Raw genomic sequence first — 20,128 nt, forward strand, 5'->3', positions numbered from 1 at the left:
CCGGCTGCTGCCCGGCCTCGGCCTGCGGGCGCGGCTGATCGCGATCGGGGTGCTCGGGCTGACCGTGGGTCTGGCGCTGGGTGGGGCGCTCCTGCTCGGCGCGCTCGGCTGGACCCTGCAGCGCACGGTCGACGCGGAGGCCCTGCGCACGGCGGAGGCGGTCGCGCTGCTCGCCGAGGAGGACGTCCTGCCCGACCCGCTGCCGGTGGCCGGCGGCCAGCTCCGGGTACAGGTGGTGGACGCCCAGGGCCGGGTCCGCGCCGCCTCGATCGACGCCGACCGGCTGACCCCGATGCTCCGACCGGACCAGCTCGAACCGGGGACGCGGCAGCGGCTGGTGGTCGGCGGGCAGCGGCTCGGCCTCGCCGGCCCGGTCCGGGTGGTGACCGTGCCGGCCGGCGGCCCGGGGGAGCCGCTCACCGTGGTGGTCGGCAAGTCGATGTCGGACGTGCGGCACAGCCTGGACGTCGTCCGCACCCTGCTGCTGGTCGGCTTCCCGCTGCTGGTGGCCGGGTTGGCCGTGGTCGCCTGGCGGGTGGTCGGCGCGACGCTGCGCCCGGTGGAGGCGCTGCGCAGCGGCGCGGCCGAGATCACCGGGCGGGCCGCGGCGGGCCGGCTGCCCGTACCGGCGGCCCGGGACGAGATCCACCGGCTGGCGGTCACCCTCAACGACATGCTGGACCGGTTGGAGTCGGCCCGGGACCGGCAGCGGGCGTTCGTCGCGGACGCCGCGCACGAGCTGCGCAGCCCGCTGACCACCATGCGTACGGAGCTGGAGGTGGCCCGGCGGTTCGCGGACCGGACGGACTGGCCGGCGGTGGCGGAGAGCCTGCTCGCCGACACCGAGCGGCTGGCCCGGCTCGTCGACGACCTGCTGCTGCTGGCGCGGCTCGACGAGGCGTCGGGGCCGGGGGACGGCCCGGTGCGCCGGACGGTCGGCCCGGTGGAGCTGAGCGAGCTGCTGCGCGGGGTCGCCGGCCGGCACCCGTCCCCGCCGGTGGAGCTGGTGCCGCCGCCCGCGCCACTGTGGACCGAGGGGGAGCCGGACGAGCTGCGCAGGATCGTCACCAACCTGGTGGAGAACGCCGTCCGGCACGCCCGCTCCCGGGTCACCCTGACCGTCACCGGCCCGCACCCCGCCGACGTCCCGCCCGCCGATCCCGTCCCCGGCCAGCGCGCGCCGGCGGGCCGGGGGGCGTACCACCTGGTGACCGTGACCGACGACGGGCCGGGCATCCCGGCGGCCGACCGGGAGCGGGTCTTCGACCGCTTCAACCGGCTGGACGACGCCCGGGCGCGGGACGCCGGCGGCGCGGGCCTGGGGCTGGCCATCGTCCGCGAGCTGGTCCGCCGGACCGGCGGCACCGTCGAACTCGCCGATTCGGATGCCGAAACAGCGGCCGGAGCACCTGCGGCTGTGGCGCCGATGCCGGCCGGCGCCCCCGCTGCCGCCGCCCAGGAGGCCGCCGTAGGCCCGGCCAGCGCGGTGGAGGCCGGCGTGGGGGAGGCGGCTCGACCGGCGGGGGCGGGTGTCGCGTCCGGCGGCGGGCCCGGCCTGCGGGTGAGCGTCCGGCTGCCGGCGCTGGTCGAGCCGGACGCCGGCTGAGCGGTCAGCCGCGGTGGGTGCAGACCGGCTCGGCCCGGGCCACCGTGTCGGTGGACCAGACCAGCGCGACGGTGAAGCAGTAGTCGGTGGTCCGGCTGAGGCCGTAGGCGATGTAGCTGTCGGTGCCGGCCGGCAGCTGCTCGAAGGTGTGCTGTCCCTCGCCGGCCCGGCCACCGGCGATGACCACCGGCCCCTCCGCGCCCGGCGGGTACGTCCAGCGCAGGGCGATGCTGTCCCGCCGGTCGGTCAGCTGTACGGCGCCGGGCGGGGTGCCGGGGGAGGCGGGCGGCGCGGCGCGGGGCGTACCGGCGGTCGGGGTGGGTGGCGCGCTGGCCGGGGCGCCGGTCGTGGCCGGCGCGGGCGGCGGGGCGTCGCGTCCTCCGTCCACCCGGGACACACCCGCGATGACCGCCCCGGTGCCGAGCAGCACCACGACCACGCCGGCCACGGCGAGCGGCAGCCACCGGTTGGCGCGCGGCTCGGGCTCGGGCGGCCGGGGCACGTGCACCGGCAGGTACGTCGACGGCGGTTCCGGCTCGGCGGCCCGGGGGAACCGGCGTACGCCCTCCGCCTCGCCGTCGGCGAGGCCGACCACCGTCGGGGGCAGCGTGCTCTCCCCGGCCCGGTACAGGTCGTCGAGGTGCGCCTCCGGCGGCCACCAGTCGTCGTCGGCGCCCGGCTCGCCGAACGGCTCGTCACGAGCCTCCGGCGGGAGCCGTGGCGTGGGCACGGTCGGGTGCGGGGCCGCCGCCGCCCGGTCCGGCGGGTGGTAGAGCGGCTGCTCGGGTGGGTGGTGCGGCGGTGGTTCGGGTGGCCCCTCGGCTGCCGGCGGCACCCGGGCGGCGGGCACCACGGGCGTCTCCCGGGCGGTCGGCGCCACGGGCGTCTCGCGGGCGGGTGGCGGCGGATCGGCGCAGGCGTGGTCCGGGTCGGCCGCGGCCCGGGAGAGGGCGGCGACCTGCGCGGCGAGCGGGTCGTCGGCGGGCAGGTGCGCCAGGCACAGCTCCTCGGCGAGCGCCAGGTGCTCGTGCGCGGCGGTGAAACGGCCGCAGTCGCGTTCCATCGCGCCGAGCTTGGCCAGCATCTTGATCCCGCTCGGGTGGCCGTCGCCGTAGACCTCGCGGTGCAGCTCCCAGGCGTCCTGGAGCCGGTCGCGGGCCACCTCGCACTGGCCCCGGGCGTACTCCACGGTGGCCAGGTCGGCGTGGGCGGCCAGCACCCGCATCGATTCGGGCCCGTCGCGGGCGGTCAGCTCGATGATGACGTCGGAGTAGAGCCGGGCTGCCCGGGCGTCGCTGCCGACCCGGTGCAGCACCGCGGCGAGGGTGGCGGCGGCGGTGATGGTCCGCTCGTCGGCGCGGCCGTACAGCCGGGTGGCCGCCGCGTACGCGAAGGCGGCCCAGCCGCGGGCGGAGTGCGGTTCGCCGAGCGCGACCAGCACCCGCGCCTGGAGCCCGGCGGCGTCGGCCAGCTCGGGGGAGGCGTTGGCGGGGCGGGGATCGGCGTCGGTCAGCGCGTCGGCGAGCAGCCGCTGGGCACCGGCCAGGTCGCCCGAGGACACCAGGTGGTGCGCCTGGACAGTCAGTTCGCCGAAGCCGGAGGGCACGCCCCATCGTGGCCGCCCGGCGACGGTAAGTACAACCCCCGGCGGTGATCGAATCGGTCAGGAACCGGTCAGGTGGTCGGCCAGGGTCTCGCTGATCCGCCGGAGCTGGTCGACCTGGGCCGGGCTCAACGCGTCGAACAGGTGCCGGCGTACGCCCTCGACGTGGCCGGGGGCGGCGGCGGCCAGGGCGGCGAAGCCTGCGTCGGTGAGGACGGCGACCTGCCCCCGCCGGTCGGTCGGGCACTCCTCCCGGCGGATCCAGCCGGACGCCTCGAGCCGGGCGACGGCGTGCGAGAGCCGGCTGCGGGAGGAGCCGGTGGCCTCGGCGAGGCCGCTCATCCGCAGCCGCCGGTCCGGGGTCTCGGAGAGCCGGACCAGGATCTCGTAGTAGGCGTGCGGCATCCCCGCGTCGCGTTGCAGCTCGCGGTCGAGGGTGTCCATCAGCGCCCGGGAGGCGGTCAGGAACGCCCGCCAGGTCCGCTGCTCGTCGGGGTCCAGCCACCGGGTCATGACGCCCATCATAGCCGTACTGGTTGAACGCTCAACTAAATCGCGTTACCGTGGTGGCCATGGGAATCCACCGGCTCAACCACGCCGTCCTCTACGTCAGCAACCTCGAGCGCAGCGTCGCCTTCTACCGCGACGTGCTGGGCTTCCGTCCGGTCGCGATGACCCCGGACGGGTTCCGCGGCGCGGCCTTCCTCCAGGCCCCCGACTCCACCAACGACCACGACCTCGGCCTCTTCGAGATCGGCGCGGCGGCCGGCCGCTCGCAGGCCGGCCGGGCCACCGTCGGCCTCTACCACCTGGCCTGGGAGCTGGACACCCTCGACGAACTGGCCGCCACCGCCGAGCGACTGGCCGCCGCCGGCGCCCTGGTCGGCACCTCCGACCACGGCACCACCAAGAGCCTCTACGGGCAGGACCCGGACGGGCTGGAGTTCGAGATCGTCTGGATCATCCCGGCCGACCTGCTCGACGACGACGCCCTCGCCGCCCGCAAGCGGATCGGCCGGCTCGACATCGACAAGGAGCGGCGGCGCTACGGCGGCCAGACCCGCGGCGGGGTGGGGATCTCCGTTCCGGCCTGACCGGCCGTGCGGTACAACGGCAGGATGTCCACCGATGCGGTCCTGCGCGAGCTGCTCGTCCGACAGCTCGACCACTGGCTCCCGGGAGCGCTGCACCGCTCCCGGCGGGCCACCCTCGCCCTCGCGTACGCGGGCGGCGACGCCGGCGGCGCGGACGCGGCGCTGGGGGTGGTGGCCGAGTTCGCCGACCGGCTGCGCGGCCGGCGGCTGACCGTGCTGGTGCTCGCCGACGACCCCGACCTGCCGGCCCGGCTCGGCCCGGCGGAGGCGACCCTGCCCACGGACGTCGCGGTGCACGTGGTGCCCGGGCACCCGGACCGGCTGCCGGTGGCGCTGAAGGCCGCCGGCGCGGCCGGCGCGCCGCTGCTCACCGTCGTCGACGGGGCCGAGCCGACGCCGGCCCTGCTGGCCGCCGCGGCCGCCGGCCGCCCGGCCGAGCTGCTGCTGGTCACCGACGTCGGCCGGTCGCCGCGGCCGGCGCTGACGGCGGCCGGCTTCCCGCTGGTCACCGAGGTCGATCTCGTGCCCGCCGACGGCGGCCCGGCCCGGCGGCTCGCCTACGCGACGGGCTCCGACCGTGGCCTGGAGGCGGTGAAGGACGCGCTCTGGGCGGTCGACGAGTACGCCGGAGTGCGCTACCGCGACCCGGCCGATCCGGCCGGGCGGCTGCTGGACATCACCCTCGAACCGGAGCCCGGCCCGCTGCGCCGCGAGCTGCTGGCCGAGCTGGCCCGCTCCGGCCCGCGTACGGTGACCGAGTTGCGCCGCTTCACGGTGACCTCGACCGTCTACCGGGCCGCTGACGCGAACCGGGCGCTGGCCTCGCTGCTCGCCTCGGGCGCGGTGACCCGCGACCCGGAGCACGGCCGGCTCGGCGGTGAGGTGCTGGTCAGCGCCGCCGCGGGCGCTGGGCCAGCTGCTTGACCACGATGGACGCTCCGGTGGCGATCACGCCGATGCTGAATGCCATCTGCACGCAGACCAGGATCCGGGCGATCTGCCCCTGGGCGTGCACGTCGCCGTAGCCGACGGTGGTGAGCGTGGTGAGCGCGAAGTAGAGCGCGTCGACCCGGGTGTCCAGGCCGACGAACTGGCCGGGCTGGCTGTCCGCCACCACGTAGTCGGCGAGCGCGAAGACCAGCAGCCCGGCGACCAGGGCGACGACGAGGTGGATCAGCGAGCGGACCTCCGCGCCGCCGGCCGGCGCGGTGAGCTGCCGGCGTACCTGGCCGGTGACCAGCAGAGCGACGGCGACGACGAGGAGCAGGGTGCCCGCCGACCGCAGGGTCAGCCGCAGCCCGTTCGGGTCGGGCTCCACCGGCACCAGGAAGTACGCGAGGAACAGCAGCACGCAGGCCACCAGCGTCCGCCACCGCTCCCGCCGGTACGACCCGTCCGCCATGCCGCGATTCTGCGCCGCGACCGGGCCCCGCTCCGCCGGAACGCCCGATCCGGCGCCCTTACGCCGGGCGGGGTGCCGGTGGACCACCGGCACCCCGCTCGACCTCGGGACGTCACGCCCGGGACTTGTCCTGCTTCCAGGAGAGCGGCCCCGGCAGGTCCACGCGGTGGGCGCGGGACTTCGAGTTCCAGGACCAGCGGCCGATCTTGATGCTCCAGGAGGAGTAGCCGTTCTCGGTGAAGTTGAGCACCAGCGGCCCGTACTTCTGACGCTTGCGGAACTGAATGCCCATCACAGGCTCCTCTCGTCGTCTCCGTGCCTCTGCGGCATCGAACATGCCCGAAACCGCGTTTCGCGAAACCCGGTCGGATCCGGACTGGACGGTGCCCCGAGCGCTCGCCACAATCTCTATTCAACGGGTAGGTGTTGAGGGATGGTGAATGCTGGTGGAGGCGGCTTGTAGCGAAGCAGAGGACTCGCATCTCACAATGTGGAAGGGCGTTGACCGGGCCGGAGAGCGGCCGGCAGCATGAGGTCATGTCGCAGCGGGACGAGCTTCTCCTCACCGCCCGCGTGCACGTCGACCTGGTCCGATACGCGAGCGCGCTCTGTTGAGCTGACCGGTTCCACCGGCTCGGCTCCCCGTCGTCGCACCTCCTCCGCCCGGCCCGGCGCGTTGTACCGTCGCGCCCCTCTTGGGCTCCCTCCACCGCATCGTGGACAGATCAGGAGATTCCCGCATGGCCTCATCCCGCCAACCGCTGCGGCGTACCCTCGCCGCCGCCGTCGAGCTGCGCCCGGTCGACCGGGACCTGCTCCGCACCCTGCTGCGGCGGCAGGCGGCCACGGTCACCGTGGTCACCGCGCCCGGCCTGGCGGCGAACCGGCACCTGCCGGCGCTGCCCCCGGCCGGCTTCAGCGCCACCTCGTTCACCCCGGTGTCGCTGGACCCACCGCTGGTCTCGTTCCGACTGGACCGGGAGTCGTCGAGCTGGCCGACCGTGGCGCGGGCCGAACACCTGGCGGTGCACCTGCTCGCCGCCGGCCAGCAGGAGGTGGCACGGACCTTCGCCACCAGCCGCATCGACGAGTTCGTCACCCACCGGGGCTGGACGTCCGGACCGTTCGGAGTGCCGCTGATCGACAACGCCCTGGCGGTGCTGCTCTGCCGGGTGGTGCGCCGGATCGAGGCCGTCGATCACACCATCGTGCTGGGTGAACCGCTCGCCCTGGGCACGTGGGAGGACGACGATCCCCTCGTTGAACACCGCGGCGGCCACACCACCACGTTCGGCCCGTGGCCGTCGCCGTGGTGACGGCGGCGGCGCTGGCCGGTCGGTGCTGGTCGGTGCCGTCCGGCCGTGCGGGCTCGGTGGGACCGACCCGGCCGGGCGGAGTGCCGGTGCGATCGCTATGCAGCTGATGTCGTAAATGAATCAGTCGCCGGGCCGGTCAGCGGGGTTCCCAGGCGTCGGGGCGGGCGATCAGCTTGCGGACGTGCCCGGGAAGCTTCCCGCTGGCCATCTCGGCCAGGCTCACCTCGTCGACCACCTGCCGGACGGCGGCGCGGACGGCCACCCAGAGCCGGGGCAGGTTCTCGGCCGCGCCGGCGTACTGCGTCTCCTCGGGACGCAGCCCGCGCACGCCGGCCAGCGGGCCGTCGACGGCGCGGAGGATCTGCCCGATCGTGATGTCGCGGGGTGGGCGGGCCAGGGCGTAGCCGCCTTCGGCGCCGCGCTGGGCCCGGACGATCCCGGCCCGGCGCAGATCGGCCAGGACGGCCTCCAGGAACTTGCGGGGCATGTCCTGCTCGGCGGCGATGGCCTGGGTGGACAGCAGGGCGGGGTACGCGGTGGCCAGGCTCAGGGCCGCCCGGACCGCATAGTCGCCACGCGCGGAGATCTGCACCTTGCCATCATGCCTGGCCGTTGGGCACCGGCGCGTCGGCGGGCGGGCGCGGGCGCACCATCCGGACAGGTAGCGGCTGTTCCCGGGCGGCCCGGAAGGCGCCCGGGCTGACCCCGATCTCGCGGGTGAAGAACCGGCCGAAGTTGGTCGGCTCGGGGAAGCCGAGCCGGCGGCCGATCCGGGCGATCGGGTCGTCGGTGGCGGCGAGCAGCCGGCTGGCCTGCAACGCGACCCGCTCGTCGATGACCTGTTTGGCGCTGCGACCGGTCACCGCCAGGCAGGCCCGGGTGAGGGTCCGCACGGAGCAGCGGAGCTGCGCGGCGTAGTCCTCGACCCGCCGGGTGTGCTGGTAGCCGCGTTCGACCTCCCGGCAGAGCCGGTGGAAGGTCTCCGACTCGGGGCGGGGCGCGCGCCGCTCGTCCGGGCTGCCGAGCAGGGTCAGCCGCAGCAGCAGCACGGCGAGCTGGTGCCGGAGCAGGGCCCGGGCGGCGGGTACCCCCCGGTGCCGCTCCGCGTCCACCGCGAGCTGGGTGACCTCGCCGATCACCGCGTCCTCGTCCTCACCGGCGAGCTGCCGGTACGTCGGCACCGCGTCCGGGTCGACGTCGAGCCCGCGCAGCGTGCCGGCGCCCCAGCGCACCACCGTCGCGTCCAGGTGGGCGCCGAGGCAGCGCAGCGCCTGGCCGGGGCGGGCCCGCAGCAGGGTGCCGGGTCGGCAGGGTAGCGCCCGGAAGTCCAGTTCGGCGCTGCCGTGTCCGCCGGTGACCAGGATCAGCAGGTCGGCGTCGAGCAGCACCGGGCGGCGCCAGCCGGGCTCGACCGGTAGGTCGCCGAGCGCGCCGGTGGTGATCTCGTCAGGGTCCCCCTCTACGCGGGACAGGTCGGTACGGGTGGCCGGGGAGAGCTGACCGGGAGTGACCATCGTCCCGACGTTAACGGTCTCCTGCCCAGCTTGCATCTCGAGGCCGGATCGGCGGGCGCGGGCTTGTCGTCACAGTCGCGGGCCGACTAGGTTACCGATCGGTAGCGCCTGGGTCGGCGGACCCCCCTCGGCCCCGCCGACTCGCGATGGGATGGGCATGACGGATCTGTTCTCGGTCGAAGGCAAGACGGTCCTGGTCACCGGCGGCTCACGGGGGATCGGGCTGATGATCGCCCGGGGTTTCGTGCAGGGCGGCGCCAAGGTCATCATCTCGTCGCGGAAGGCCGACGTCTGCGAGCGGGTGGCCGAGGAGCTCTCCGCCGAGGGACGCTGCGAGGCGATCCCCGCCGACCTGAGTCGCGACGAGGGCGCGCTGGGGCTGGCCACCGCGGTGCGGGAGCGCACCGATCGGCTCGACGTGCTGGTCAACAACGCCGGCGCGACCTGGGGCGCGCCGCTGGAGGAGTACCCGGAGGCCGCGTTCGACAAGCTCTGGGCGGTCAACGTCAAGGCCGTCTTCCGGCTCACCACCGCGCTGCTGCCGGCGCTGCGCGCCGCAGCCAGCGCCGACGACCCGGCCCGCGTGATCAACATCGGGTCGATCGACGGCCTCCGGGTGCCGTTCATGGAGGTGTACGCGTACTCGGCCACCAAGGCGGCCGTGCACATGCTCACCCGCAGCCTCGCCCATCAGCTCGCCGGCGAGCGGATCACGGTCAACGCGATCGCGCCGGGGCCGTTCGAGAGCAAGATGATGGCCTTCGCGCTGGACGACCCGGCCGCCCGGGCGGCGATCGAGCAGCAGGTGCCGCTCGGCCGGATCGGCCGGCCCGAGGACATGGCGGGCACGGCGATCTACCTGTCGTCCCGCGCCGGGGCGTACCTGACCGGAGCGGTGATCCCCGTTGACGGCGGGATCACCACGCACGGCTGATTCGGGCACGCCCGCGGCGTACCCGATCGGTGGTGGCCGGAGCCGCGCGGACTCGGCAGATCCGCGCGGCCCCGGGTTGCGTGGTCAGCGGCCGGCGAGCAGCCGGTTCACCGCCGTGTCGACGTCCAGATGCTCGGCCTCGCGGCCGCGCGGGACGACGACGTAGGTCCGCCGCAGGAAGCGCACGAGCACGCTGCGCGGGACCTCGAAGAGGGCGTTGCCGTCCGGGGACGACAGCGCGAGCGCGACGAAGTCGCCGCGCGGGGTGGCCCACGGCCAGACCCGGACGTCGCCGATGCCGGCCGGCTCGTCGAGCCCGGTGACCAGCAGTTCGCGCGCGAACGACCAGCTCACCGCCTCACCGCCGGCGGATTCGGCATGGAACAGGACATGGACCGCATACGGGTCAGCAGGGTCGTAACGCAGACTGGCACGCACCGGCAAGGCGGTGGCGTCAGGTGCGACGAGCCTTAGCGACGTCTCGACCTCTACGGTCGTCGGTCGGATGACACTCATGGACGTTCTCCCCCCGGCACCGCTGCGGAACGCGCGTGTCCCGCTTTTCCCATACTCAGGTGCTACTCCTGGCTACGCTCCGCCATACGCTGACTTCACCCAGTGGTGGGAAGAGGGTCGGAAAGCCTGCCAGAATGTGAATATTCTTGTAGGATTGCCCGTTCCGCCCAGACCGTGGTGCCGCCCGGCATCGGGTGGTTCAGTCGTCGACTTACTCCGGTAACGTCCAGTCCTCTGCAGGGGTGACGGTCCCGGGCGACACTGGGGGTGGAAATGGTCACGAGGGGTTCCTCAGTGGATCCGACGACCACGGCCGACCCACCGAAAGGAGCGGCCCGAGCAGCCGAAAGGCGGGGGTGCGGAGTGTCGACGGAGCGAGGTCCCGGAGATCCGCGCGGCGCCTCCGGCGGCGCCGCCCCGCGGGCCGGCACCGCGGTCTCGCCGCCTCGTCGTGGCGGCTGGCGGGAGCGGGTGCACACCACCCTCGACCTGATCCGCGCCAACCCCACCGGCCGGATCACCCTCAAGATCTTCATCGCCATCGCGGGCGCCATCGTCGTCACCGTCGGTATCGCGCTGATCCCGCTGCCCGGGCCCGGCTGGCTGCTGGTGATCGCCGGGCTGGGCATCTGGGCGGTCGAGTTCCACTGGGCACGACGGCTGCTCGGCTTCACCCGACGGCACGTGCACAACTGGACGCGCTGGGTGACCAGCCGGTCACTGCCGGTGCGGCTCGTGCTCGGCGCGGTCGGCCTCGTCTTCGTGGCCGTCGTGGTGTGGCTGTCGCTCAAGTACAGCCTCGGCATCGACCTGGTCGCCCGGGCGCTGCACTACCTCGCGACGCACTGAGACCCGGGTTTTTGGTCTGGGTTCTCGATCAGGTAGAGTCATCGGCGCTGAGGGCGATTAGCTCAGCGGGAGAGCGCTTCGTTCACACCGAAGAGGTCACTGGTTCGATCCCAGTATCGCCCACGCAGGTCAAAGGCCACTTCCCGGGTTCGGGAGGTGGCCTTTCTGCTTCGGTACAGCAATTTTGTACAGCAGTAGGTCAGTGGCCGAGTGAGTCGCCGAGGCGCTTGAGGGCGTCGAGGGTCGCCTTGGACGAGACCTGCGTGTAGATCTCCATGGTCACGGAGAAGCGGGCGTGCCGGAGGATCTGCATGACGACTCTGGGATGGACGTCGAGGTCGGCGAGCAACGTGGCGCAGGTGCGTCGCGCATCGTGCACGGTGATCAGCTTGACTCTCGCCTTTTCGCATCTCGTCTGCCAGGAGCGCTGGAAGTTGCGTGGCTCGATGGGTGTGCCATAGCGGGTGGTGAATACGAGGTCGGTTTCGCGCCAGGCGTTGCCGGCGGCCGCTCGTGCCTCGTCCCGTTGTGCCTTCCTGATTCCTAGTGCCGTGGCGCAGATGTCGGGCAGGGGGAGGGTGGCGGCGGATGCCTGGGTTTTGGTGTCGCGGTGCAGGAGTTGGCCGCGGACCCGTTGCAGTTGGCGGCCGATGGTCAGCTCGCCGGCGTCGAGGTCGACGTCCTCCCACGTCAGTCCCAGGGCCTCGCCCTTGCGTAAGCCGGTGACGAGGACCAGGGCGTAGGCCGCGTAGAGCGGATCCTCGTCGTGGCGGGCGGATTCGAGGAACTTGCGGGCCTCGTGGCTCGACCACGACTTGCCCCGCCGCCGGCGGACCGTGGCCAGGGTGACCGACGCCGCGGGGTTCTTGGCGATGAGGTCTTCGGCCTGGGCGTGGCTGAGGGCGGCCCGCAGTGCTGCCCGGATGTCGCTGACCGTGCGCGTCGACGGGACCGCACGGCAGCACCTGCCGATCGAACAGCACCGCCGCTTCTCCTTCGGCCGGGCCGCATCTTTACCCTGCGCGCAGCACTGGCAGGTCCGGGCCACCTGGTTAATCCAGGTCTGCACGTCCCGCGACTGGAGCCGGTCAAGCCGCTTAGTGCCGAGGCCCGGAGCGATGTACCGGCGGACGATCGTCTCGTAGGTCGCGTAGGTCAGCGGTGCCCGGTTCGGCTCGATGATCTCCGACAGCCACTGCGCCAGGAAGCTGCCAACCGTCGGGACGCTGGTCGCCACCGGTCCCTGCTTCGCCTGCTGGTGCAGCCTGATCCACTTGTCGTGGACTGCCTCACGCGTCTTGCCGTAGACGTACTTGCGGGTGCGTTTGCCGTCGGGCTTGGTGACCCAGACGTAGGCGGCGAAGCCGTTGCGGTAGGGGAAGGTCGAGCCTTCGCCGTTGGCTCGTGCGCGGGCGGGCATCAGGCGGCCTCCTGGCGTTCGACCTGCTGGCGGATGTAGTCGTCGACCCACTCCGGGAGGATGCGGCGGTACTTGCCGTCCTTGATGGAGCGCAGCTCGCCAGTGGCGATCTTCATCTTGACCTTGGAGATGCCGAAGCCGAGCAGGACGGCGACCTCGGCGGGGGAGTACCAGCGCGGGGTGAGGTCATGGTTCATGCGGCGGCCCCGATGAGCCAGGCTTCGTGGGCGAGTTCTTCCCGGCCGATGCGTCTGCTCTCTCGTCGCTGTCGGGCGGCGGTGTTGGCGAGGAGAGCGTCACCGTCGCTTAGCCAGCCGGCCCCGATGTAGGTGAGGGTGGCGACGAGGCTGGTGTCGGTGGTGTCGTCGTCTTCTCTGCGGCGGTAGGTGGCGCGGGTGTCGCGAAGTAGGCCGAAGGTGACGGAGTAGCGGCGGGCCTTGGTGAGGAAGTGGCCGCCGAAGCCGAGCATGTGCGCCCAGCGACGCAGCCCAGCGTAGGGGCGCCGTTTGGTGTCAAGGCCGCCTTGACGGTCGTCGGCGGTTGCGGCGCCGTTGGCGGTGTCGGTGTGGGTGGGGCGGCCGAGGCGCCAGCAGGCGTTGACGAGCCGGGCGGTGTGGTCGCCTGCCGGATCGGCGTAGTCGTCGATGGTGGTGGGGGTGAACCGGGTGAACGAGTGCCCGGTGGCTTCGGTGGCCTGGCGTACTTGGCGAGGTAGGCGGCGACCTTGTCGTCGGTCAGCTCGCCGTCGGCGGTGTTGATGCGCCGGACGTCGACCTGCTCGCCCCAGGCGACCAGCCAGCCTTCAGGCTGGTCGGGGTGCGCGGGCGTGGTGACGGTGATCCGCGAGGCGGCGACGCGGATCGCATCTTCCAGGTCGTCGATGGTGATGCCGGCCGGTGGCGGCACGAGGGCGTCCGGATCGTCGGGGTCGACGCCGTCGAGGCGCAGCAGGACGTGGAAGTGCACGGCGGCGCGGCGTTGCATCTCGGCGACCTTGCCGTGGGACACCCGCACGGGCGGCACCCAGCGGACCTTGCCGGAGGCCGTGACGACCCGGACGAGGGGGATGCCGCGCTTGCGGCAGAGGGCGGCGAGGTGGCGTTCGATCGCCTGCTTGGTGCGCCGCCACAGCTCGCCCGCGAAGTAGTTCCAGACGACCTGGTGGTCGTGGTCGTAGCAGTCCAGACACAACGGCTGCCCGAGCCGCGGGTCGTCGGCGTCGTGGCGGGCGAAGCACACCGCGGACCGCCCATGCTGACAGGCGTCGACGGTGCTCCGGGCGCGGCACGGCGCGGGGCGGCAGTCGCAGCGCTGGCGGGCGGTGCAGGTGTGATGGGGGACGTGCCGGTGGTGAACCGTGCCGAAGGACGGTGCGGTGAAGGTGGCGAAGACGACCGGGTGCCGGCCGACCGATTCGGGGACGCCCTTGCCGCCGGTCAGGCCGCAGCGTGTGAGCTGGTAGGCGTCGCCCCGGTAGACCCAGGCGCAGTCCGGGCACACCGATTCGCGGCGGTTGCCGCACGCCTTGTAGAGCGTCCGGTCGGGCAGCTCGTCGGTGTGCAGCTGGCCCGTGATGCGGCCGGTGTTCCGGTCGATGGCGGCGATGGTGCCGGTGAGGCGGATCGGGCGGGCGCAGCCGCCGGCGGGGCGGGTGTGCTTCAGCCAGCCGGAGAACTCCGGCGTGGCGGCGCGTTGCATGGCCTGGGCGTCACGGCCGACGGCGAGGTCAGGGCGGTACAGGGCGAGCGGGGTGGACACGACAGTCTCCTCATCAGGGGGTGGCAGGGACGGGAGACGAAGCACCACCAGCCGTGGACCTGGGTCCGCTGGTGGTGTTCGTCGTGTCTCCTGGCACCGCCGAGAGGGCGGCTGACGCCGGAGGGCGGAATCGTGGTCGTGCCACTTCCGCCGATGGGTCATGTCCTTTCGCGCTCGTGGACCTGACTTGTGGGCCGGCACGGGTGAGGAGCCTGGGATATCGGCATCCGGCGGGTTGCCGCGGGCTGTCCCCACCCGTGGAAGGTCTACGAGTCCGGGCCATCGTGGACGGCAGGAAAGGCCGTGCTGGGCCGCTCAGCGGATTCGGGAAACCGGCATGGTGGCCGGTGCGATCGAGAGCCGGCGGGACGTGGCCCGCATCAGCGGCAGGAAGGCCGCTCGGTGTCTCCGGAGTTGAGTCCAGCGATTCGGCAGAAAGGCCACGCTGGCATCCTCAACGAGGGCCAGAGTAGCACTGGGTGCCGACACGTCAACCCGAAGTAGTGCCGGAGTCTGATAGGCCGTCCGGCCACCCAATGACGCGTTCGGCGGTGACGCCTCGAAGATTGGCCCCGTCCCACCGGGCCCCGGTAACGTCCGTGCGTCCGTACTCCGGATCGTGAGTCCTAACGTAGCTGAATCGCGCGTAGGACAGATCCGCGTCGCGCAGGTCGGCATCCCGCAGATCGCAGCCAGCAAAGCTGGCGCCCCGGAGAGACGCACCCCGAAGGTCGGCGCCACGGAAATCACAAAACTTGAAGGAGTGCCTATCGAGGGTGCGATGCCGAAGATCGCGTCCCACGAACGACTGCCTCGTTGCGCCGGGCAGGATGCTCATCCGCGAACCGTAGCCCGATCGCCCGTTGCCGAACCACCGGCTTTCAACGCGCTCACATGCGGCGCATCAAGCGGCGCAGGACAGCCGGCCGCCGGCCTTGTCGGGTCTCAGGACGTCCGTGACAGATCGGTCTCGGGAGGTGGATGACACATCCGGCTAGAAAATCTTGTTCCGATTGTTGCCGGCATCGCCTGGTCGTCGGATCACCACGACGGCTGGCGCTCCTTCAGAACCGGATGCGAACCTCACTGGGTTCGCGGTTCGTGTCGAAGTGCGCTGCGTCAGCGGAACGGGCGCGCTGCGATCGTGAGCAGCGCGTCGAGGAGTCCCAGCGTGCGGTACAGCGCGTACAGGATCCACACGCCGAACAGGCAGGCAGCGGCGATGAACAGGGCGGGTCCCACAACGGCGGAGTTCTCGCCTGCCCAACCTCCTGCGAGCGCGACGGTGAGCACGACGCCGAGCAGTACAACAGCGCGCCCCACTCCTTGCAGAGCCTGCCAGAGGGCAAATGCGTATGCGGACGCAGGTAGGGCTTCCGATGACGGCGTACTGGACAATGCCTCCGATGCCGGTGCCTCCGCCGCCAGTTCTTCGAGTTGGCGCGCCGCGGCTCGGTCCCGTTCGTGGGAGGAGATGCGCAGGATTGCTTCCAGTGCGCGGAGGTCGTCCCGGCTGCGTAGCCGTCCGGTGCGTGGATCGCTGAGCAGCAGGTCGGCTATGGGACGCCCCTTGTGTCCTGGGTGCGTGAGCAGCCATGCCTTGCCGTAGCCCCTCAGAGAGCCCGGTTGCAGCACGTTGACGATTCCGGAATGCAGGCTTGTTCGGTGGTTCGGGGAGCCAATGCCGGTCACCAGCTCTGAGCCATCGATTATCGCTGCACCGTCGGCCAGGTTCCGGCAATCGCCAAAGGTGAGCCAGATCTTGAAGGTGGTGGTGCCGATCGCCACCACGCCTGCGATCAATACGGCGGTGCCAAGCAGCTCATTGCGCTGCGCGGCCAAGCCGATGAGCAGCAGCGGGGGAACAAGGACGAGCAGGTACCAGCCGGCGAACAGCAAGGCCTTGCGCCGGTCCAGCCACCGCGTCAGCCGAACATGATCTTGCCCGTCTGGGAAGCGGCGCAGCGCAATCGCGCCCGCTGGCCGAGTCAGCTGCCGGCAGAGGTTGTGAAAACGTTCGCCGGCCATCATCCCCAAGTCCCGCACTAGCCGGCCCTCGCCATAGTCCACCTCGTTAAGCCGGAACAGTTCCACGGCCGCCTGGCCGTCCACCGGGCTCTCCTCCGTGAGCGGGACTCCTACGCTTACCCCGGCCGCCGGCACCAACAGCAGCCGCGGAGCCGCTGCGGTCCGTCGACGCGCCGATGCGGGGGCCTCGGCGAGCACAACTGCGGCAATCTCGTCCCAACGCAGGTTGTGGTTGAGCTTCGGTGTCCGCACCGACCAGCCCTGCGAGTCGACGTCTACCCGGAACGGCAGCACCGCGTGCCGCACCAGTGAGCCACCGATCACTAGGCCGAACAGCACAACCGCCGCGCAAAAGAACAAGCCGAACCAGCCGAACTTTTCCGTCACCGTTCGGTACGCGATAGCGGCCGCTCCGGCAAGTAGCAGCATGCCGAACAACACGGCGACGACTCGGTCAATGTACGGGCGCCGCAGCTTCACTGGATCATCATCCGCCACCGGGGCAAATCGACTGCCGCGCAAGCCATGTGAGCCGCTGCGGCGACATGTGCCGCCCATCGCGAATACCCCTGCCGGCCACCGGCTGCGGCGCACCACCAGAGCTGGAAGAGAGTGTCAGCGTCACGCAGGTGCTGATACCGATCTGTCACGCAGGTCCCGAGACCGGACAGGCCGGCTGCCTGCGTGTCGGGTCTCGGGACCTGCATGACTGACCAGTCTCGGGACCTGGGTGATACGTCCGGCTACACGATCTTGTCTCTTCGGCTCGGGCCCGTACGATCCTCGCTCATGGGCAGCAGCTATCAGACGATCCTCGCCACAGGCAATCTCGTCGACGTGCGTGCGGCGGTTTCCGCCTCGCAGCAGGCGGCCGTGATCATTCCGGTCGCCGAGGATCGGTGGGCGGTGGTGCCGTTGCAGGAGGACGGCGTCTACGCCGAGACTGAGAACCTGGCGAAGCTGCTGAGCCTCGCACAGGGCAGCGTAGCCGCCTCGTTCGACGTGTTCGACTCCGATGTCATCGTGGCCACGTTGTTCCGCGATGGTCGCAGCTACCACGAGTACCTGTCTGACCAGGCCTATCTCGTAGAGACATGGGACGACGACGACAACGAGATCCTGTTCGACCTACTCGGCCGACCGTACCCGCCGGGCGCTAGCCCGCCCTCCGGTGCCTATGGCGCCGATCCGGCTGCGTTCGCGGCGCTCGGCGTCGGGCTGGTCGATGAGTCGGAGCTAGGCGTCGCACTCAGCCGGTCGGGACTCAGGGCAGACGAGCAGCATCATGCAATCCTGCACGCACTGCATCTCGATTGCGGTCCGCTGACAATGTCTTCCAAGGAAGCTGCCGCATCGGGTTTGGGCGTCTAGGCAAATCTCCACCGACGCTCGGCTACATGACACCATCAGAGCGGCTAGCCGAACTCTTGCGCACACCGGTTGAACCCGCCCGTCACGCAGGTCCCGAGACCGGACAGCCGGCCGCCGGCCTGTGTGGGAGGACTTTCTGTACGTCTATCAAGGCGGCCCTGAACGGGCCGCACGCGCCGCCGCCAGGGCGCGTGCCGGCCGCTGCCGCTGTCGCTCTGCGGCCGTCACGCCTGATGCCCGGCGGCTGGCGCGGAGAGCGGGGAGCCCGGTGGGCCGCCGCAGGACGACAGTGGCATTGACCGGGTGGTGGGCCGGCAGCCGGCCGGGCCGCGCGGCCACGAGCCCGCGCGGCGTTGGGGAGGGCACGCCGGCCGCGTCGGCGAGCTGCCGGCGGTCGCGGGGTTGCGGTTAGTGCGCCTCCGGCGGGGGCGCTCCGGCTCCGGGATGGCCGGGGCTCCGTCGGCGGGTCGCGGTCCGTGGGTGGTTGCGGTAGCGCCATCCCACCGCCGAAGACCCGGGGCGAGCCGAGCAGACCGCCGCCGGGGCCGCCAGCGTCCGTCCGTGCGTCAAGGCCGTCTTGACGTGGCGGCCCCGACGGTGGCCCGCTCCCGCAAGGGCGGGTCGACGGCGACGGGATGGCGAGGTTCCGCTGGCTGGATCAATGCCTCACCAGTCGCGCCAGTCGTCAGTGAGTTCGGTCCGCTCGATGCCGCGTCGGGAGGTAAGGCCTTCGACGTCAATGCCCGCGTCTGTCAGGACGTCGTCGATGTACTCGCACAGCTTCTCGCGCTCGCCCGTCTCGATCCTCCCGTGCTCCTCATTGATCGCGTTGAGAGCCATGACGACCTGTTCGACCGATGCGAAGACCTCGTCATCGGACGGTGACGAGAACGAGCGTACGTCTGCTTCGTAGGCGCCAAGAGCGGTGTCGACAGCGGCGATGAATGCCTCTGGCCAGAGGTGCAGGGCGTAGGCGTCATCCTCAGCGAGGGTTCCTGCGGCGATGCGGCCCTTCTGGTCCTGCACCTCGCGGCCCCACCTCTCCGTGGGTCGTGTGGTCATGGCGCGCAGCCTAGCGATGGCGTCTGATAGCAAGCCGAGTCGATCAGCTTGGGTGACCAACTGAGTGACGATCGGTACGCACGCCGACGGACGGACGCGGACGACGGCGGATTGCCGCAGCAGCTCAGTAGGGGCTTACGGGCAGCTCACAGCCCGCCGATCATTCGTTCGGGACGAAGGAGTCGAGCTACGCCGACGAGTCGGTGGTCGGCTCGTCCGTCTCGTCAGGGCATGCCCGCGTATCGAAGTGGGAGCGGAGGTCGGGGCCGCCGCCACGCGACGTAGGTCACGATGGCGAACGTGATCACGAGTACCGCCGCGACGAGGACGATCAACCATCCGGATTGATCGCCAGCCTCGCGCACTCTGAGGCAAGGGTCGCTCTTGGCGTGGCGGACACGGATGCGGTCACCGGTACCCACAGCACGGTTCGCGTCGACCGTAACGCGCAGGCGTGATTGACACACCTCGCCACGATTTGTCGTGAACTGAACCGTCAGGAAGGTTCTCGCTCCCTGCTGCTCGACGTCCAGCGCCTCAGCTACTGCCTCTGATCCCCGACGCTCGTCTGCCATCGACCATGTGCCTATCGCCGTGAGCGCAACCGCAAAGACCAGACCGAACGTCGAGAACACCCGCATGAAGTTTCGGCTTGGCCGTCGGCGGTTCATGGCCGGACTCTAGAACAGGTCAGCAACGAGGCTGGCACGGTCAATAGGGCCACCACCGGGTGACCGGCAGCCCAGGTTGTGGGCCGTTACCGGGCCGTCTGGGCCGTCACCGGGCCGTCAAACGCCGACCACAGATGACCAGCGACGACCAGCAGCACCCGAAGAAACAGCAGGTCAGCCACCATGTAACGGCGGCTGACCTGGTGGGCGACGGACGAGTCGACCTGTACGCCGGATTGTGTGGCTGATCTACTGGTGGGATGCGTGGCCGCCTCCTTTACCTCACGATGCTGGCTGTGGGCGTGGTGGCGGCCGGGGTCGGACTCATGGTCGCTCTGGGTTACGTAGAGCAGCCAGGACCCTTCAACGAGGCGATGTTGGGTGCGATCGGCGGCGTGATGACGGGGGCGGGTTTCCGGCGTTGGAGGAAGTACCGCTCGCCGGGCTTGGGGCACACACGGGGCACAAGACGGCGTGAAACGTCGGCAACCAGCGACCAATGACGTGAGGCCACGACGGAGCATGGCCAGCGCGTCGAGCGGGGTGGCGCAGGTGACGCGAGCGAGCGTCTATGTTCCGCTTCAACGTCTGTAGCTGTAGCCGTCCCAGCCTCGCCCCGAGCCAGGCGATCTTCTGCCTGACAGGATGCTCGGCGTGGATGCCAAGGAGCCGAGGTACGTCAGACGTGGGCCGGAAGGCGGGCCCTACGCCTGTCCGTGCTGTCGTTTCATCACGCTTGAAGAGCGCGGCATGTATCAGATCTGCCCAGTTTGCTTTTGGGAGGACGACGGCGCGGACGACCGCAGCGCCGACGAGGTCGGTGGCCCCAACGGGTCACTGACGCTGAGGCAAGCGCGAGAGAACTTTGCGCGACTCGGCGCATGTGAGGAGTCGGCGATCCGGCGCGTCCGAGGACCTTTGGACTCGGAACAGCCCGGACGACGGCGCGGTTAGGTTTCGACAGCAACAGACGCGCACAGGGAC

22 protein-coding genes, 1 tRNA gene and 1 pseudogene are annotated in these 20,128 nt (G+C 71.5%); 10 read left to right on the forward strand and 14 right to left on the reverse strand.

Annotated features, from left to right (window positions below; genetic code table 11):
- The first annotated feature begins 37 nt into the window (after positions 1 to 37).
- A complete protein-coding gene (locus ACTWO6_RS10015) occupies positions 38 to 1,606 on the forward strand; it encodes an ATP-binding protein (RefSeq protein WP_446220613.1) in 1,569 nt (522 codons plus the stop codon).
- Between the two features lie 4 nt (positions 1,607 to 1,610).
- On the opposite strand, the gene ACTWO6_RS10020 is transcribed toward ACTWO6_RS10015, so the two are convergent.
- Entirely contained in the window at positions 1,611 to 3,212 is a 1,602-nt protein-coding gene (locus tag ACTWO6_RS10020; RefSeq protein ID WP_446219363.1) for a tetratricopeptide repeat protein, read from the reverse strand.
- A gap of 57 nt (positions 3,213 to 3,269) precedes the next feature.
- Positions 3,270 to 3,731, reverse strand: a complete 462-nt coding sequence (locus tag ACTWO6_RS10025) for a MarR family winged helix-turn-helix transcriptional regulator (protein ID WP_446220614.1) — start codon at positions 3,729 to 3,731, stop codon at positions 3,270 to 3,272.
- Between the two features lie 50 nt (positions 3,732 to 3,781).
- On the opposite strand from ACTWO6_RS10025, the gene ACTWO6_RS10030 reads away from it, so the two are divergent.
- The gene (locus ACTWO6_RS10030; RefSeq protein WP_130333549.1) at positions 3,782 to 4,303 is read left to right on the forward strand and encodes a VOC family protein; all 522 of its coding nucleotides are present in this window, start codon (positions 3,782 to 3,784) and stop codon (positions 4,301 to 4,303) included.
- Between the two features lie 24 nt (positions 4,304 to 4,327).
- Positions 4,328 to 5,227, forward strand: coding sequence for a hypothetical protein (locus ACTWO6_RS10035; RefSeq protein ID WP_446219364.1), 900 nt, complete (start codon positions 4,328 to 4,330; stop codon positions 5,225 to 5,227).
- Here the strand turns inward: ACTWO6_RS10035 and ACTWO6_RS10040 are convergent.
- Positions 5,193 to 5,705: a potassium channel family protein gene (locus ACTWO6_RS10040; RefSeq protein ID WP_446219365.1), complete on the reverse strand. Its 513-nt coding sequence runs from the start codon at positions 5,703 to 5,705 to the stop codon at positions 5,193 to 5,195. The two genes, ACTWO6_RS10035 and ACTWO6_RS10040, sit on opposite strands and share 35 nt — an antisense overlap.
- A 112-nt stretch (positions 5,706 to 5,817) precedes the next feature.
- On the reverse strand, positions 5,818 to 5,997 hold the full coding sequence (locus tag ACTWO6_RS10045) for a DUF4236 domain-containing protein (protein ID WP_089010394.1): 180 nt from the start codon (positions 5,995 to 5,997) through the stop codon (positions 5,818 to 5,820).
- A gap of 245 nt (positions 5,998 to 6,242) precedes the next feature.
- Between ACTWO6_RS10045 and ACTWO6_RS10050 the strand changes: the two genes are divergently transcribed.
- Positions 6,243 to 6,320, forward strand: coding sequence for a putative leader peptide (locus ACTWO6_RS10050; RefSeq protein WP_446220615.1), 78 nt, complete (start codon positions 6,243 to 6,245; stop codon positions 6,318 to 6,320).
- Positions 6,321 to 6,445: 125 nt separating this feature from the next.
- Positions 6,446 to 7,021 carry a flavin reductase family protein gene (locus ACTWO6_RS10055; RefSeq protein WP_446219366.1) on the forward strand — a complete coding sequence of 192 codons (576 nt, stop codon included), beginning with the start codon at positions 6,446 to 6,448 and terminating at the stop codon, positions 7,019 to 7,021.
- A 136-nt stretch (positions 7,022 to 7,157) separates the two neighbouring features.
- On the opposite strand, the gene ACTWO6_RS10060 is transcribed toward ACTWO6_RS10055, so the two are convergent.
- A complete protein-coding gene (locus ACTWO6_RS10060) occupies positions 7,158 to 7,613 on the reverse strand; it encodes an RrF2 family transcriptional regulator (protein ID WP_130333557.1) in 456 nt (151 codons plus the stop codon).
- A gap of 7 nt (positions 7,614 to 7,620) precedes the next feature.
- Positions 7,621 to 8,535: a helix-turn-helix transcriptional regulator gene (locus ACTWO6_RS10065; protein WP_446219367.1), complete on the reverse strand. Its 915-nt coding sequence runs from the start codon at positions 8,533 to 8,535 to the stop codon at positions 7,621 to 7,623.
- Between the two features lie 157 nt (positions 8,536 to 8,692).
- Between ACTWO6_RS10065 and ACTWO6_RS10070 the strand changes: the two genes are divergently transcribed.
- A complete protein-coding gene (locus tag ACTWO6_RS10070; RefSeq protein WP_446219368.1) occupies positions 8,693 to 9,469 on the forward strand; it encodes a glucose 1-dehydrogenase in 777 nt (258 codons plus the stop codon).
- An 84-nt stretch (positions 9,470 to 9,553) separates the two neighbouring features.
- Here the strand turns inward: ACTWO6_RS10070 and ACTWO6_RS10075 are convergent, their stop codons facing one another.
- A complete protein-coding gene (locus ACTWO6_RS10075; protein ID WP_007457244.1) occupies positions 9,554 to 9,985 on the reverse strand; it encodes an SsgA family sporulation/cell division regulator in 432 nt (143 codons plus the stop codon).
- 273 nt (positions 9,986 to 10,258) lie between these two features.
- Between ACTWO6_RS10075 and ACTWO6_RS10080 the strand changes: the two genes are divergently transcribed.
- Complete coding sequence (locus tag ACTWO6_RS10080) at positions 10,259 to 10,834, forward strand: TIGR02611 family protein (protein WP_446219369.1); 576 nt, start codon at positions 10,259 to 10,261, stop codon at positions 10,832 to 10,834.
- Between the two features lie 51 nt (positions 10,835 to 10,885).
- Positions 10,886 to 10,957: transfer RNA gene (locus ACTWO6_RS10085), tRNA-Val, on the forward strand.
- A 76-nt stretch (positions 10,958 to 11,033) separates the two neighbouring features.
- Here ACTWO6_RS10085 and ACTWO6_RS10090 read toward each other — a convergent pair.
- From ACTWO6_RS10090 to ACTWO6_RS10110, 5 genes and pseudogenes are all read right to left on the reverse strand, one after another.
- Positions 11,034 to 12,254: a tyrosine-type recombinase/integrase gene (locus ACTWO6_RS10090; RefSeq protein WP_446219370.1), complete on the reverse strand. Its 1,221-nt coding sequence runs from the start codon at positions 12,252 to 12,254 to the stop codon at positions 11,034 to 11,036.
- Positions 12,254 to 12,451 carry an excisionase family DNA-binding protein gene (locus ACTWO6_RS10095; protein ID WP_446219371.1) on the reverse strand — a complete coding sequence of 66 codons (198 nt, stop codon included), beginning with the start codon at positions 12,449 to 12,451 and terminating at the stop codon, positions 12,254 to 12,256. Before ACTWO6_RS10095 ends, ACTWO6_RS10090 begins: the two co-directional genes overlap by 1 nt.
- Positions 12,448 to 14,012: pseudogene (locus ACTWO6_RS10100) on the reverse strand (replication initiator). The gene ACTWO6_RS10095 and the pseudogene ACTWO6_RS10100 overlap by 4 nt, the downstream one beginning before the upstream one ends.
- A 490-nt stretch (positions 14,013 to 14,502) precedes the next feature.
- Positions 14,503 to 14,850, reverse strand: a complete 348-nt coding sequence (locus tag ACTWO6_RS10105) for a pentapeptide repeat-containing protein (RefSeq protein ID WP_446219372.1) — start codon at positions 14,848 to 14,850, stop codon at positions 14,503 to 14,505.
- A gap of 281 nt (positions 14,851 to 15,131) precedes the next feature.
- Positions 15,132 to 16,520: a hypothetical protein gene (locus ACTWO6_RS10110; RefSeq protein WP_446219373.1), complete on the reverse strand. Its 1,389-nt coding sequence runs from the start codon at positions 16,518 to 16,520 to the stop codon at positions 15,132 to 15,134.
- A 309-nt stretch (positions 16,521 to 16,829) separates the two neighbouring features.
- On the opposite strand from ACTWO6_RS10110, the gene ACTWO6_RS10115 reads away from it, so the two are divergent.
- The gene (locus ACTWO6_RS10115) at positions 16,830 to 17,411 is read left to right on the forward strand and encodes a hypothetical protein (protein WP_446219374.1); all 582 of its coding nucleotides are present in this window, start codon (positions 16,830 to 16,832) and stop codon (positions 17,409 to 17,411) included.
- 666 nt (positions 17,412 to 18,077) lie between these two features.
- Here the strand turns inward: ACTWO6_RS10115 and ACTWO6_RS10120 are convergent.
- Positions 18,078 to 18,473 (reverse strand): hypothetical protein, encoded by a 396-nt coding sequence (locus ACTWO6_RS10120; protein WP_446219375.1) that lies wholly within the window; start codon positions 18,471 to 18,473, stop codon positions 18,078 to 18,080.
- Positions 18,474 to 18,697: 224 nt separating this feature from the next.
- A complete protein-coding gene (locus ACTWO6_RS10125; protein ID WP_446219376.1) occupies positions 18,698 to 19,144 on the reverse strand; it encodes a hypothetical protein in 447 nt (148 codons plus the stop codon).
- Between the two features lie 750 nt (positions 19,145 to 19,894).
- Here ACTWO6_RS10125 and ACTWO6_RS10130 point away from each other — a divergent pair.
- On the forward strand, positions 19,895 to 20,098 hold the full coding sequence (locus ACTWO6_RS10130; RefSeq protein WP_446220616.1) for a CPCC family cysteine-rich protein: 204 nt from the start codon (positions 19,895 to 19,897) through the stop codon (positions 20,096 to 20,098).
- Positions 20,099 to 20,128: the final 30 nt, after the last annotated feature.

It is taken from the genome of Micromonospora sp. IBHARD004 (assembly GCF_052814115.1).